Origin of the sequence: Lactiplantibacillus dongliensis (assembly GCF_005405105.1) — a bacterium.
GTDB classification, from domain to species: domain Bacteria; phylum Bacillota; class Bacilli; order Lactobacillales; family Lactobacillaceae; genus Lactiplantibacillus; species Lactiplantibacillus dongliensis.
Map to the genome: position 1 here is coordinate 1 of NZ_BJDK01000013.1, position 13,772 is coordinate 13,772.

The 13,772-nt window shown below is 45.6% G+C and carries 14 protein-coding genes; all 14 read right to left on the reverse strand.

Going from position 1 to position 13,772, the window contains the following annotated elements:
• Positions 1-274: 274 nt before the first annotated feature.
• Positions 275-1,771: a S41 family peptidase gene (locus FFM80_RS06190; RefSeq protein ID WP_137640020.1), complete on the reverse strand. Its 1,497-nt coding sequence runs from the start codon at positions 1,769-1,771 to the stop codon at positions 275-277.
• Between the two features lie 31 nt (positions 1,772-1,802).
• Positions 1,803-2,024, reverse strand: coding sequence for a YozE family protein (locus FFM80_RS06195; protein ID WP_137640021.1), 222 nt, complete (start codon positions 2,022-2,024; stop codon positions 1,803-1,805).
• 14 nt (positions 2,025-2,038) lie between these two features.
• Positions 2,039-2,674 (reverse strand): YpmS family protein, encoded by a 636-nt coding sequence (locus tag FFM80_RS06200; RefSeq protein ID WP_137640022.1) that lies wholly within the window; start codon positions 2,672-2,674, stop codon positions 2,039-2,041.
• A gap of 14 nt (positions 2,675-2,688) precedes the next feature.
• Positions 2,689-3,630, reverse strand: a complete 942-nt coding sequence (locus tag FFM80_RS06205) for an SGNH/GDSL hydrolase family protein (protein ID WP_137640023.1) — start codon at positions 3,628-3,630, stop codon at positions 2,689-2,691.
• A gap of 92 nt (positions 3,631-3,722) precedes the next feature.
• On the reverse strand, positions 3,723-4,574 hold the full coding sequence (locus tag FFM80_RS06210; RefSeq protein WP_137640024.1) for a DegV family protein: 852 nt from the start codon (positions 4,572-4,574) through the stop codon (positions 3,723-3,725).
• A gap of 89 nt (positions 4,575-4,663) precedes the next feature.
• Positions 4,664-5,170 carry a dihydrofolate reductase gene (locus FFM80_RS06215; RefSeq protein WP_137640025.1) on the reverse strand — a complete coding sequence of 169 codons (507 nt, stop codon included), beginning with the start codon at positions 5,168-5,170 and terminating at the stop codon, positions 4,664-4,666.
• 9 nt (positions 5,171-5,179) lie between these two features.
• Positions 5,180-6,130 carry a thymidylate synthase gene (locus tag FFM80_RS06220; RefSeq protein ID WP_137640083.1) on the reverse strand — a complete coding sequence of 317 codons (951 nt, stop codon included), beginning with the start codon at positions 6,128-6,130 and terminating at the stop codon, positions 5,180-5,182.
• A 13-nt stretch (positions 6,131-6,143) separates the two neighbouring features.
• Entirely contained in the window at positions 6,144-8,039 is a 1,896-nt protein-coding gene (locus tag FFM80_RS06225) for an ABC-F family ATP-binding cassette domain-containing protein (RefSeq protein WP_137640026.1), read from the reverse strand.
• A gap of 296 nt (positions 8,040-8,335) precedes the next feature.
• Positions 8,336-8,782 carry a hypothetical protein gene (locus tag FFM80_RS06230; protein ID WP_137640027.1) on the reverse strand — a complete coding sequence of 149 codons (447 nt, stop codon included), beginning with the start codon at positions 8,780-8,782 and terminating at the stop codon, positions 8,336-8,338.
• A 57-nt stretch (positions 8,783-8,839) separates the two neighbouring features.
• Positions 8,840-10,063, reverse strand: coding sequence for a CCA tRNA nucleotidyltransferase (locus tag FFM80_RS06235; protein ID WP_137640028.1), 1,224 nt, complete (start codon positions 10,061-10,063; stop codon positions 8,840-8,842).
• Positions 10,060-10,809, reverse strand: coding sequence for a 4-hydroxy-tetrahydrodipicolinate reductase (gene dapB, locus FFM80_RS06240; RefSeq protein WP_137640084.1), 750 nt, complete (start codon positions 10,807-10,809; stop codon positions 10,060-10,062). The genes FFM80_RS06235 and dapB overlap by 4 nt, the downstream gene beginning before the upstream one ends.
• 174 nt (positions 10,810-10,983) lie before the next feature.
• Entirely contained in the window at positions 10,984-11,781 is a 798-nt protein-coding gene (locus tag FFM80_RS06245) for a Cof-type HAD-IIB family hydrolase (protein ID WP_137640029.1), read from the reverse strand.
• A 137-nt stretch (positions 11,782-11,918) separates the two neighbouring features.
• Positions 11,919-13,187, reverse strand: coding sequence for a tetratricopeptide repeat protein (locus FFM80_RS06250; protein ID WP_137640030.1), 1,269 nt, complete (start codon positions 13,185-13,187; stop codon positions 11,919-11,921).
• Positions 13,188-13,468: 281 nt separating this feature from the next.
• Positions 13,469-13,744, reverse strand: a complete 276-nt coding sequence (locus FFM80_RS06255; RefSeq protein WP_130843361.1) for an HU family DNA-binding protein — start codon at positions 13,742-13,744, stop codon at positions 13,469-13,471.
• Positions 13,745-13,772 lie beyond the last annotated feature (28 nt).

Here is a 13,772-nt window from a genome sequence, read left to right on the forward strand (position 1 = left end):
AAAATCGAAATTAAATTTACTCATAAATGAAACCCCCAAAATTGGATTTTTCTGTCCAACCTTGGGGGTTCACTTTATCATCAGGTCTTTTTTGCAGTCATCGGCTAATTTAGTGACGACCGATTTAAGCTTTATTTAACTTTTACTTTATACTATCAATGATAAACAATCCTATATCATTCATTTCTGATAAGAACATTCATTAATGATCACAGCTTGACGGTTAAAGTCCAAAGAAAAAAGTCTGGAAATAATTCCAGACTTTTCACTAGCTTTATTTAGACATCAGTTTCATCGCAGCATTATAAGCCCGATCATGATCACTAATCTTCTGTGCTAATTGCACTTCCAACTTAGTCAATGTCTTTTTATCAACTTTACCCGTAACAGTCAATTTGGCTTTCTTCTGATAATGCTTCAGCGCTTGGGTCGTTGAGGCCCCAAAGTACCCATTCGCACGACCTTTAAAGTCACCCATGGCCTTAAGATATTGTTGCAATGTCTTGATATTATCGTTGACCTGACCTGCTTGTAAATCACTGACTTTACTCAAGACCGTCAAGCTGGCGTAACTTGGTTCATTGGCTTTGACAGTCGGAGTCAAACCTTTCTTGTTGATCCACGTCCCATTTGGCGTCAACCATTTGGCAACGGTGATCTTCATTTCGGTCTTATCACTAAAAGTTGAGACGGTTTGAACGGTCCCTTTACCATAAGATTGTGACCCAACTAACTTCACGCCTGCCGACTGATGCAAGGCTGCCGAGAAGATTTCAGCGGCGGAAGCACTCCCACCATCAATTAAGACTGTGGTTGGCTTGGTTTCTTTATAACCGCCATCGTACTTCTTACCTGCGACATACTTTTCAGCTTGACCGTCGCGTGCTTGCACTTGCATAATGGTCTTGCCATTTTTCAAGAACATCGAGGCCATCTTCAACGCCGCCGTCATTAAGCCGCCCGGATTACCGCGCATGTCAATAACGAGTTTCTTGGCGCCCTTTTTATCCAAGGCTTTTAACGCGGTCTTGAATTCTTTAGCAGTGTTGGTTGAGAACGTCGAAACGGTGATATACCCAATCTTCTTTTTCCCGCCGACTAACTTGTAATCGACCGTCGTGACTGGAATCTTAGCCCGCTTCAAGCTAACCGTAAAGGGCTTGCCAGCCCGTTCAACAGTTAATTTCACCGTCGTGCCAACCTTACCACGCATCAAGTTAACGGCCTGCGTCAAGGTCTTACCAGCAATCGACTTACCATTGACTTTTTTGATAATGTCTTTTGGTTTTAAGCCCACTTTTTTCGCTGGGGTCCCCGCAATTGGTGAAATAATCTGGATATAGCTCCCAGACTTTTGAACTTGCGCACCAATCCCTGAGAAAGAGCTGTCGATCGTATCATTCAAGCTTTCGGTTTCACTCTTATCCATATATTCGGAGAACTTATCACCGAGGGAATTGACCATCCCATTAATCGCCCCATTTGCCAGCTTATTTTCATTAACCGGCTGATAATAGTTCTGACTAATCGTGGCGTACACCGATTGAATCTTTTTCATGGCGGTACTGGTCTGTTGCATATTAGCTAGCTGTTGGTTCACCGAACGACCGATGAGCCAATAGGTCCCACCAATCCCGATACCTAACGCCACCACGATTGAAATAATATACGTCCATAAACCCACGCGTCGTTTCGGGCGCTTGGCTTTTGACTTTAAATGTGGATTAACCGGCTGTTGCTCTGGAGCGGTTTCCTTTGTTTCTTTGGCCATCCCAAAAATCCTCTTTCCTGACTAAATTAGCCTAAGCTTCACTTGCTAAATAGGCCTGCCAAGCGTCATCAAATATGGTCATTGATGGTAAATAGCCGGCATTTAATTCTAAATATTGTGAGACTTCATGGAAATCTTGACTCTGCTTAGGAAACGATTGGTCAAAAAACGCGTTATTCGCGAATTCAGCCACGGCTTCGGTGCTGTCAGGATTTCGTTGGGTCATCAAATACTGATAAAACGTTCTGTGCATGGTGCACCTCACTCTTAGTTGCGTTTAGGAATATGCATTTCAAAATTGAATTGATTGCCAGCTAGGTCCAGCTTATCCACGCTGTAGCGAACATCATGCTTGCCAACTAATTTATTCAAATACAAATCAATCGTCTTGTGCTTGGCGCTCAATTTGACCCACTTAGGAATCTTATAGTTATTATTAATGTAATTAATGACGAAACTAATCGGAATCGACATCGTCCCAACGGACAGCTTAGTCGCTTTCAACGAGATATTCCCGTTACTAATCACACTCGGCTGCATCGTGATCACAAATGACACGTTTTGACCAAGCACTTTGGTCGTCCCCAGCAAGTACGCCGCATCTGATCGAACCACAAAGCGGTACTTCAATTCCTGACCCTTTTGAAAATCAGTCAGATAATAAGCCGCCAACGCATTTAACTGCTGGCGATTCATCTTAATCGGCACACTCGCGGCATCGTTACCACTCGCCGTATTGACGGTTTGAGTCTCGCTTGGCGACCGCAAAATTTGTGTCCCCATGTAAGCCCCCAAACCCAGAATAAGCGCAATCAAGATGATGGCGACCCATTTCCAGAGATTAACTGGGCCGTTCGGCTGTTTGGGCTGCGTGTCCTTAGTTTTTCGTTGTGCTTCACGCATTTAGACGTCCCCCTTTACTTTTTCAATAACCATGCCGGATGCGCCATCATCGTCTGATACAGCTTACTGGTAAAGACGTGATAGCCCCGCTTATTCGGATGGAAATTATCATTATTAGAAATCAAATTATTGTCCTTAGACTCAGCCGCCACGGCCGCATTAATCTGCGTCGCATTGGTCAAGTTCGTTAAGGATGTGCTGTTAGACGCTTGCTTCAACTTGGCAATCTCGGCGGCCGTCTTGTATTGACCATGTGACATCACGGTATTAATACTCATGAAGTAGGCCTTTTGATAGTGGTCAAGCGTCGTTTGCGTCTGCTCATTCCATTGCTGGACATAATCCGTAATCGCCGTCACATTTGGAAAGTTGACGTAGATTGGATTATAAATACTAAAGACAAATAGTGAGGCGTTGGGGTTTAACTGCCGTAACCGATTAAATAATTTGGTTAACTTCGCGGCATACGTCGTTTGCGCCTTCGCCACCGTACTATTGTTTTTAGCCGTATTATTGGAAGTAATGGACCCTTCCAAGGTTTGTAAGAGGTCATTGCCGCCAACGGTGACCGTTAAGACATCCGCCGCCGCAATTTGGTGTTGAAGCGTCGTCGATTTATTGACACGTGCTAAGATTTGGTCACTCCGATCACCAGATTTACCGGCGTTCGTCGTGGTGACGGTTAGATGCTGCTTACTAGTCAAAGTTTGTTTAATTTGACCAACATAGCCGCCTTCCTTTTCGTCGCCAATACCTTCAGTTAGCGAATCGCCGACTGCCACTAACTTTAACCGTTTTTTGTGTGCAGTTTTAGCCGCTTTTTTGGAACTAGCCGTTTGGGTTGTTGAAGTCGTTGTCGAACTCGGGTGTAAGACATGGTTCAATCCCCAAAAAGCACCACCCGCAATCACCGCCACAATGAGCACTACTTTCAGTGCTTCCCAGAGTTTATGCATGTGCGTTCAGCACCTTTCTTTTTTTACTGATCCTATCGATTCAACCGCAATAAGAAAAAGGGGCGGTCGCAACCGCGCCCTGCCCCTCCACTTTAAGCTTGTGCTTGCGTATGATATTCAACCGCAAACGCCCCGGGACCACCGTGCGTTGCAATAATCGGCACCGTTGGCTGGACACTAACTTTCAAGCTTGGTAATGCTGCTTGTAAGCGCTGTTTGTAGCCTTCGACCCGTTCGGTGGCACCCACGTGTGAAATAGCCACTTCAACCACATTCGGCGTTTGGATAATATCTTCAATCACTTTATCAAAGAATTTATTAATGGCTTTGACGCCGCGACCTTTCATCTTCACATCTAAAGACCCGTCGTCAACTTCCAGCGCAATCTTGACGTTTAACAATGTACTGATAGCGCCAGTCAATCGACTGATACGGCCACCGGCAACTAAATTATTTAAGGTCATAACGCCCATAAATAAGTTGGTATGTGCCTGAGTCGCATGCACTTGGTCAATCACGGCTTGCTTATCAGCACCCGCTTGCGCCAGTTTAGCGGCCGCGACCACTTGAAAGGCCATCGCCCGATCAGTCGTCCGGGCATCAATTACAGTTACATCAGTCTTCGTAATCGAAGCCGCTTGTTCCGCCGTATGCACCGTACCAGAAATAGCTTCCAGCATATTGATGCAGACCACGCTAGCCCCATCCGCACCAAGCTTATCAAAAGTTTCGATAAACGTACCTAGTGCCGGTTGGCTGGTCTTGGGTAATGATTTCGCGGTACCCATCTTTTCAATGAATTCTTCCCGCGTAATTGTTTCATCTTCAATATAAATTGTGCCATCGATCATGACGGACAACGGAATCACGGTAATATCGTATTTTTGAACCTCGGCGTCCGTTAAATTTGCCGAAGAATCGGTCACAATCTTGATTTTCGTCATACTTTGCCACGCTTTCTTAGTCTTGTAAGAATTAGCCAATCCTCACAATAAAATTAATGCTCTTAGTATAGCAGAAAAACCGCTTAGTTTCACGATTTGCCGTTGATTTTACGACGACTAAAATCATCAAACTGATATTCTAAGGTGTTTTTGGCATCGCGCACCCCAAGCTCGTGATGGGTCAGCTGCCACTGATCATAATCAATCGCTGGCATCCAAGTATCACCCGTAAAGTCACCCGTAATGAGGGTCCGATACAAATAATCGGCGTGGGGCAAGACTGCCTCAAAAACAGTTGCCCCGCCAATTACGAAGATGACCTCATCAGGATGGGCCGCCTGTAACGCCCAGAGTGCCTCCAGGTTAGGTAACTGTTGAACCCCGGCCGGTAAGTCTAGGGCTTGCCGTGACAAGACCACATTTTGCCGATGCGGTAGCGGCCTTGGGAATCCAGCAAACGTTTTACGCCCCATCACAATCGTGTGATTCAAGGTCAGTCGTTTAAACCGTTTTAGGTCGGCTGACAAGTGCCACGGTAACTGGCCATTAGCGCCGATTAAGCCGTGCTGATCTTGGGCCCAGATTAATGCAATCATCGTTGCCTCCTAAATTGCGACTGGTGCTTTGATCGCTGGTGCTGGATCATAGCCGGTCAACTGAATGTCACTCATTTGCGTATCGAATAAATCAGCTGGCCGATCACTCAAAACTAATTGTGGCGCCGCTTTCGGCTGCCGTGTTAACTGTTCTTTGACTTGGTCAAGATGATTCGTATAGATATGCGCATCGCCCAACGTGTGAACAAATTCACCAACTTGTAAACCGGTCGCTTTCGCCACTAGATGCGTCAATAACGCATAACTGGCAATATTAAACGGCACCCCTAAGAAGACATCACCTGAACGTTGATATAATTGGCAACTCAGCTTACCATCCGCCACATAAAACTGAAATAACGTGTGGCAAGGTGGCAACGCCATACTCGGGACATCTTCTGGGTTCCAAGCTGAAACGATCAACCGCCGCGAATCAGGATGTTGCTTAATCATCGCAACCACATTAGCAATTTGATCAATCGCCTGACCGTTACGCGTCTGCCAATGCCGCCATTGCGCACCATAGACATCCCCTAAATTACCGAACTTAGCAGCAAAAGCATCATCAGTTAAGATTTGATCATCAAACGCCTGCATCTGTGCTTGATAGACCGGCTTAAAAGCCGGATCATCCAAGCGCCGATGTTCAAAGTTCGTCATATCAGGGCCCGTATAGGCATCGCTGGTGACCCAATTCTTAAAGGCCCATTCATCCCAGATATGGTTGTGGTGCTGCAAGAGGTATTGAATATTCGTGTCGCCATGCAAAAACCACAATAATTCACTTTTAATTAAGCCAAACGGAACTTTTTTAGTCGTCAATAATGGAAAACCCTGGCTTAAATCAAACCGCATCTGGTAGCCAAAAAGACTATAGGTTCCGGTCCCAGTGCGATCATCTTTGTAAGTCCCGTGATCTAAAATATCACGCGCTAATTGTAAGTAAGCATCTTCTAACATGCGTGTCATCCTTTCAGGCCTCCGCAAATTGGCTTAAATAATCCCAGCGGTCCATTTTCTCATCAATCGACGTTTCCGTCGCCGTGAGGTCTTTTTGTAGATCAGCTAACTTGCCATAATCACTAGCATTGTCAGCCATGGCTTGTTCCACTTCACTCTTGTGCGCATCGAGTTTCTCAATAACGCCTTCGATTTTGTCGTACTCTAATTGTTCCGCGTAAGTCAGCTTCACTTTTTCTTTCGGATCAGCCGGCTTAGTTGCGGCCGCTTTTGGCGCGGTCTTCGCTTTGGTCGTCGCTGGTTTCTCGGCGACTTTTTGATCCTTTAAGTAACTCGAGAACCGCCCAGCATACCGTTCAATCTGGCCCTTACCATCAAAGATCAAGAGTTTCGTCCCAACCTTATCAAGGAAATAGCGGTCATGAGAGACCGTAATGACCGTCCCAGCAAAATCAGCCAAATAACTTTCCAAAACAGTTAACGTACCGATATCTAAATCGTTCGTCGGTTCATCTAATAATAAGACGTTCGGCTGTTGCATTAAGAGTTTTAATAAATACAACCGCCGTTTTTCGCCACCCGATAGCTTTCGAATTAAAGTCCCATGCATCGAGCGGGGAAAGAGGAATTCTTCTAATAATTCCGTGACCGAAACATGCTCGCCTTGTTTATTGACAACATTTTCACCAACTTCTTGCAAATAATTGATAATCCGCTTATCGCCTGGAATCGGTTCGGTCTGTTGCGTATAATAAGCCATTTTGACGGTTTCGCCGATGGTCACGGTACCGCTGTCAAGTGGGAGCCGTTCAGCAATTACGTTCAACAGGCTGGACTTACCAGCCCCATTCAACCCGGTGATACCGATACGATCATGCGCCTGAATGAGCATCGAAAAGTCTTTTAAAATCGGTTGACCATCAAAGCTCAGACTCGCGTGTTTTAATTCAATGACTTTCTTACCTAAACGTTGCTGCCCCAGTGAAATATCCACATCATGGTCAACTTGCAAGGTATTTAAATTATCTTTTAAATCATTAAACCGATTAATCCGGCCTTGCTGTTTCGTACTCCGGGCTGGCGCGCCAGCCCGCATCCATGCCAATTCTTTTTTATATAACTGTTGCTGCTTATGTTCAGCCGTGACATCGCGGGCAACCCGTTCGGCTTTGGCTTGCACATAGTCTTGATAGTTCCCCGTATATTTATACAGTTCCCCAAACGACAGCTCAAACATTTGATTGGCTACTTGGTCTAAGAAGTAGCGATCATGGGTAACCACAATCAAGGCCCCTTTATAAGCTGCCAAATACGTTTCTAGCCATTCGATGGAATCAAAATCCAAATGGTTGGTCGGTTCATCCAACAATAATAAGTCGGGCGACTGAATTAAAACTTGGGCTAACCCGACCCGTTTACGTTGACCACCCGATAACGTCTTCACGGTTTGGGTCAAATCGGTTAAATGCAGTTGCGTCAAAATTGTTTTGACATCACTTTCAGCATTCCAAGCGTCTTCTTGGTTCATCCGTGTTTCCGCGGCCATATATGCTTTTTCCGTTGCCGGATCTTCTGGTCGGTCAGCATAGTCCGCTAACGTTTGTTCATAGTGCCGAATGGTTTTAAAGACTTGCTGACTACCTGCCAAAACCGCATCTAACACGGTTAACTCTTCGTTCAAGTCCGGCTGTTGGGTCAAATACCCGATTTCATAATTTTTAGGTTTCACGAGTTGACCGGCTTCAGGCGCCGTCACCCCCGCGAGGACATCCAATAAATTCGTCTTTCCGGAACCATTGACGCCGATCACGCCAATCCGATCATGCTCATTCACGATAAACGAAATATCTTTGAATAACGTTTTCTCACCATAAGTCCGGGTCAGATTTTCTGCTCTTAATGTTTGCATACCTTACTATCCACCCCTTAACTTCAATTACATTCTATCTTAGCTAGAAATGCGTAAAAACACAACTAGCAAACTTGGCTTCAATTTGCCAATGTTGGTTCGGCCAACGTTAACTTAAGCGGACGCTTGGTACTAGTTAAACTTGCTGTCTGCCGGTCAGTTTCTAAGATGCCGGTCCAACCAACATGGCGACCTAATCCAACTAACCCCATTTAACCGTATTTAGATTATCACCAGCAACAAAAACCACCCACCGGCGTTAACCGTTGAGTGGCTTTTTAAAGTTTCAGTTAATTTTACGCCCCATAGACGTCTAAGACTGTCCGATCGGTTTCAACAACTAAATGAAGTTTACCGTCTTTAGCAATTGAACTGGTTTGATAGATGTTATCAATCCCGTCCACGTCTTTAGGCTTGAATGGCAAGTAAACTTGTTCGCTGCCCCGTTCGTCACCAAACAAAATATCGAGCTTTTCAATATCTTGATAATGAGTGACCCGTTCAAACATCCCACTTGTCACGGAAGATAAGTAAGTTGTATCAGGGTCGACAGCATCCGCATCTGGTTCAAATTCTGCTTTAAACGAGTGACAGGGATGAATCACCGTCATCTTGCCACCCTTGATGCGACCATAACTGGTGGTAACCCGGCCAATCCAAAGGTCTGAAATGTCTTGATGGTTCACAACCCAAGTATCGCCATTCCGAAAATAAAACTTTAACGCTTCTAGTGCTCTTTCCATTTGCGATCACCTCATTGAATTAGTTTCAATATAATCGTAACAGATTTATAGAAAATATCAATCGTTTTTTGTATCCGCTATCATACGTGCCAGATCAAGCAAATCAGCTGATTCATTCTTCACTTGACCTATGACCACCGCGTGCAAGAGTTGTGCTAAGATCTGTCCCATTTGCGGGCCTGGCGTCGTCAGCTGTTGCCGTAATAAGTCACCGCCATTAATCGCCAGCTCATGCTTATCTTGGATCGGCAATGCAGCATAGGCCGCTGTTAGTTCTGCCTGTGGTTGCCCAAAGCCTAGCAAGTTAGCGACCGTATTAGCCGTTTTCAAGGCCGCTGCGCCCGCAGAAAACAATTCGCTAGGAGTTAGCTGACCACGTTGCTTAAGCGAGCTAACGACTAGCCACGCAGCACTCACATGGTCAATCAAATCATTACTGGTCTTCCAAGCTTTCAACAAATGACGAATCGCGGCCTGATTAGGTAAATCCATTAACCAAGCGAGTAACGTCCACGTACTTTCAATCGTTGGTAACTGCCAAGCTGGTAAGTCGATTAATCGTTGCAGCATCGCTTGTTGATCAGCCATCTGTGGCATATACCGGTACAGTGCCGTATCCAACAGTGCTTGCAAGCCACGCTGCGGTTGTTGGCCCATTAACAGCTTTTCCCATTCGACCCGCGTCCGTTCAACAGCAATCTTGGTTAACAAAGCTGCATTGTCAGTAATGGCTTGCTGGGTCTGTGGCTCAATCGTAAAGTCTAATTGACTGGCAAAGCGTACCGCCCGCATCATCCGCAGCGCATCTTCATGAAAGCGATCCTCAGCGACCCCAACAGCCCGCAAAACACCGGCCTTTAAATCAGCCAAGCCATCAAACAAATCAATCACTTCACCGTTTGCCCGCATCGCCAACGCATTAATCGTGAAGTCACGCCGCTTTAAATCTTCTTTTAACGACCGGACAAAGGTCACCTTATCGGGGCGCCGATAGTCTTGGTAGCCGGATTCCGTCCGAAAGGTCGTCGTTTCATAGCCCGTGCCGTGATCTAAAATCATCACGGTACCATGTTCAATGCCCGTATCGACCGTTCGTTTGAATAGCCCTTTGACCTCCGCCGGAAACGCACTCGTCGCGATATCGACATCGTGCAACGGTTTACCTAGGATCGTGTCCCGTACACCACCACCAACAAAGTAAGCCTCGTAACCAGCCGCTTCAATCGTCTCAATAATTGGTCTTGCCTGCTGAAAAGCCGTTGGTAATTGTGTCAAAATCATAGTAAGTTTTCCAAGCCAATCATTAATTCATGGTATTGGTTAATCTTACCAACCGCCACTTTAACCCCGGTCATAAACGAAATCCGGTCAAATGAGTCTTGCCGAATCGTTAAGCCTTCACCAGGGCTGCCAAACATGACTTCTTCATGCGCAACTAAGCCTGGTAACCGTACCGCGTGAATCCGCATGCCTTCATATTCCGCACCACGAGCCCCAGGTAAGGTTTCCGTAGCGTCCGGGTTGCCTTGTTGCTTGGGTTTGCGCACTTCCGCAATCTTCTTGGCCGTGCTGATGGCCGTCCCACTAGGTGAGTCGATCTTATCATCATGGTGCATTTCAATGATTTCAACATCTGGGAAGTATTTCGCTGCTTGTTGAGCAAACTGCATCAACAAGACGGCACTAATCCCAAAGTTAGGGGCAATCAAGCCCCCGACCTGCTTAGCCTTCGCCAATTTTTGTAAATCAGCAACTTGTTCATCAGTCATCCCAGTCGTCCCAATCACCGGTGAAATACCGTGATTAATGGCGAACTTAGCATTTTCATATACCGCCGTTGGAATCGTAAAGTCGATCCAAACCGTGGCGTCCGTCTTAATGGTGGTTAAATCATGAAAGGCGGGGACGTCTTGACCACTAAAACGCGCATCTTCCCCTAAGTTTTGGTCCTTTGAACGGGCATCGTAAACGCCCACCAGATCAAAATCAGCGTTATCGATGACCATTTGAGCAGCCGTGCTACCCATCCGACCTTTGTAGCCGGCTACAATTACTTTTACGTTTGCCAAAATACAATTCCTCCTTAAAGTTAAAACCACTTATCCTTTTCATTTTAGCAGACAACGGGCTGGCGGTGCAGGGGTGAAGCGCTAAAAACGATAAAAAATTGGGCCCAGCTAAGTTAGCCAAGCCCAATTTTTTTAAATTAACGCATCAATTTCGTGCAAGACCCCATCATGATTGTTATCTAATCGAGTCTGATAAGTCGCCATGGCTTTAACGGGAGCAATGGCATTGCGCATTGCAAAGCTATATTCAGCTTCACGCAACATCTCTAAATCATTACCATTATCCCCAAACGCCGCCGTGCGACTGAAAGGGACTTGCCATCGTTGCTGCAAATAGGCCAAACCTTGCGCCTTATTCACATTAGGGTTAATGACGTCTAAGCCATTACCCCCACTGACAGTAGCCCGTAAACGCCCTTTAAAATGCTGATTAATGATGGCAGCTTGCTGATTGATATCCTGATTGTCCCAACTGAAGGTCGCTTTATAGATATGATCATCCACCGTTGCTAAATCAGCCACCACTGCGATGTTACTTAAGAAGTACCGCATCAAGTCACTATCATCGATTGGCCGAATATAAGCTGCTTGCTTACCGGACAACGACATGCCCGCCCCCGCCAAAGCCGGTTCGGTACCGACAAACGCCAATAATTCTGCTAGAACTGGCGGGGTTAGCACACTTTCATGTAAGACGTGCCCGTGATTATCGATGACTAGGCCACCATTTTCAGCGACATAGGTTAATTCGCCTTGGATCCCATCAAAAACATCGATGCAGTGTTGCAGCTGATTACCGCTAGCCACGACGAAATGTTGCCCGTTGGCATTAATTTGATCTAGTTGTGCCTGGAAGCGGGCATGGTCAAAATCATGATCATCGCGTAAAAAAGTCCCATCTAAGTCCGACGCAATTAAAGCTACTTTCAAATAAATTCCCCCTAAATCACTCATTACATCAGGAGGTCAATTACCCGTAACCCGTGCTGAGCCTTGATTTTTAGCCGTGATCAATCCATTCACAGCCGATTAACCTTATTTTACCAAAAATGTAAGCATTTTCAACATTAATAACCTTGGTCTTCAAAATCTTCGAGCATTGCCACCATCGCACCATCATCTGGTTCAATCGCCAGATAATTCCGTAACGCTGCGACCGTCTCGTCAGCCATCCCCGCTTCTCGGAAGAAGTAAATCGCCGGCTTCAAGAAGTCTTCATTATGTTCAAAGAACGGGTAGGCCGCCAAGTAATTGTCGCGCGCTGCCTTGAAGTGATCCAAATGCGCATTCGAGACCGCCAAATTCCAGTAAAATTGCGGATCAAATTCATTACTTTGCAAGTATTGATCCAATAAGGCCACGTTATCTTGGTACCGTTCCTGTTGTACTAACAAGTTGGATAATTCCAAGACCGTCGTCAAGTTATCAGGATCGATACTCAACCCTTCCCGCAAATACTTCTCAGCTAGATCTTGATCGTCCAGCTTCAAGGCAATCCGCGCCGTTTGTAAGTAAAGCTGCTCATTGTACTGATCCACAGCCAAGCCTTCTTGTAAGGTCATTAAAGCTTTATCCAATTGATTTAGCTTTTCTTGAGCCTCTGCCAAGTACGGATAAATGGAGGCATATTGCGAATCTTGTTCTCGTAATTTATTGAACACGTCAATAGCTTTACGCGGCTCGTCTAATTGGAGGTACGTAAAGCCCAGCTCGAACTGACTATCCGGCGTGAGCTTGGCCGGTTTGATTTGTTCCAAGTAACCGACCGCTTGTTCAAAGTGGCCGGATTCCGCATAGGATACCCCCAGCCGTTCTACCAAATTAACTTTAGAGATTTCTAATTGTCCTTGTTTGATTAAGTCCAGATAGAATCGAACTGCTTTGTTATAGTTACGGATCAAGAAGTAAAATTCGGCTAAAGCAAATTCAACAATCGGTTCATCCGGATCGATCCGGTACGCTTCAACTAACTTTTGTTCACTAACTTCAAATAATTCCTGCGTTTGATACAAGTCAGCCTCAACTAACAAGGCTTGCACATACGCTGGCGAATCATGCTTAACTTGGTGCAAGTAGTCCAATGCCAAATCGGTATCGTCTTCATCAATGGCAATATCGGCTAAACTAGTCCGTAAACTATCTTCATCCGGGTACTTCGCTAATAATTTTTTATAAATCCGGGTCGCTTGTTTTAAAAAGCCTAGGCCGTATAATTCCTCAGCTAAACTATAAAGTGTGTCATCATCATCTTTGCGCAACGCCCACGCATAGTGTTTGTTCGCCGTTTCTAGTTGACCATTTGATAAGGCAGCGAGCATTTTTTCTGAATAAGTCATGGCACCCATCCTTTGTTGTGAATTGATTGGGGACTTTGGTTCAAGGCCCTGTTGATTACTTAGTTGCTGAAACGTGTTCGCACGACCTGCCCACTCCGCTTGCTACGCTAACCCACCCGACCGGAAGTTCACCGGTCAACTGGGTTAGCTAGGCAATGCTCACGGGCAACCCGGTCGTGCTCACATTCTGACAGCTCGACTAACTATCATAACGCAAACCAACACAAAAAAGCCAGCATAACGGTTGTTATGCTGACTTAAAAGTTTACACTTTAAGGAAATTATTTAACTGCGTCCTTTAAAGCTTTCCCTGGCTTAAATGCAGGTACTTTGCTTGCAGGAATTTGGATTTCTTGACCAGTTTGTGGGTTGCGGCCCTTACGAGCGGCACGTTCACGTACTTCGAAGTTACCAAATCCAATCAGTTGAACTTTTTCGCCCTTTGCAAGGGTTTCTTGGATTGATGCAAAAACTGCATCGACTGCAGCAGTTGCGTCTTTCTTAGTTAAGTTAGTTGCCGCAGCAACGTTGTTAACTAATTCAGCTTTGTTTGCCATGTTTGATTCACCTCCCCTTTACAGAGTG

Coding starts and splice junctions, on each gene's coding strand:
- FFM80_RS06190 (WP_137640020.1), bottom strand. CDS start 1,771: ATGGCCAAAGAAACAAAGGAAACCGCTCCAGAGCAACAGCCGGTTAAT.
- FFM80_RS06195 (WP_137640021.1), bottom strand. CDS start 2,024: ATGCACAGAACGTTTTATCAGTATTTGATGACCCAACGAAATCCTGAC.
- FFM80_RS06200 (WP_137640022.1), bottom strand. CDS start 2,674: ATGCGTGAAGCACAACGAAAAACTAAGGACACGCAGCCCAAACAGCCG.
- FFM80_RS06205 (WP_137640023.1), bottom strand. CDS start 3,630: ATGCATAAACTCTGGGAAGCACTGAAAGTAGTGCTCATTGTGGCGGTG.
- FFM80_RS06210 (WP_137640024.1), bottom strand. CDS start 4,574: ATGACGAAAATCAAGATTGTGACCGATTCTTCGGCAAATTTAACGGAC.
- FFM80_RS06215 (WP_137640025.1), bottom strand. CDS start 5,170: ATGATTGCATTAATCTGGGCCCAAGATCAGCACGGCTTAATCGGCGCT.
- FFM80_RS06220 (WP_137640083.1), bottom strand. CDS start 6,130: ATGTTAGAAGATGCTTACTTACAATTAGCGCGTGATATTTTAGATCAC.
- FFM80_RS06225 (WP_137640026.1), bottom strand. CDS start 8,039: ATGCAAACATTAAGAGCAGAAAATCTGACCCGGACTTATGGTGAGAAA.
- FFM80_RS06230 (WP_137640027.1), bottom strand. CDS start 8,782: ATGGAAAGAGCACTAGAAGCGTTAAAGTTTTATTTTCGGAATGGCGAT.
- FFM80_RS06235 (WP_137640028.1), bottom strand. CDS start 10,063: ATGATTTTGACACAATTACCAACGGCTTTTCAGCAGGCAAGACCAATT.
- dapB (WP_137640084.1), bottom strand. CDS start 10,809: ATGGGTAGCACGGCTGCTCAAATGGTCATCGATAACGCTGATTTTGAT.
- FFM80_RS06250 (WP_137640030.1), bottom strand. CDS start 13,187: ATGACTTATTCAGAAAAAATGCTCGCTGCCTTATCAAATGGTCAACTA.
- FFM80_RS06255 (WP_130843361.1), bottom strand. CDS start 13,744: ATGGCAAACAAAGCTGAATTAGTTAACAACGTTGCTGCGGCAACTAAC.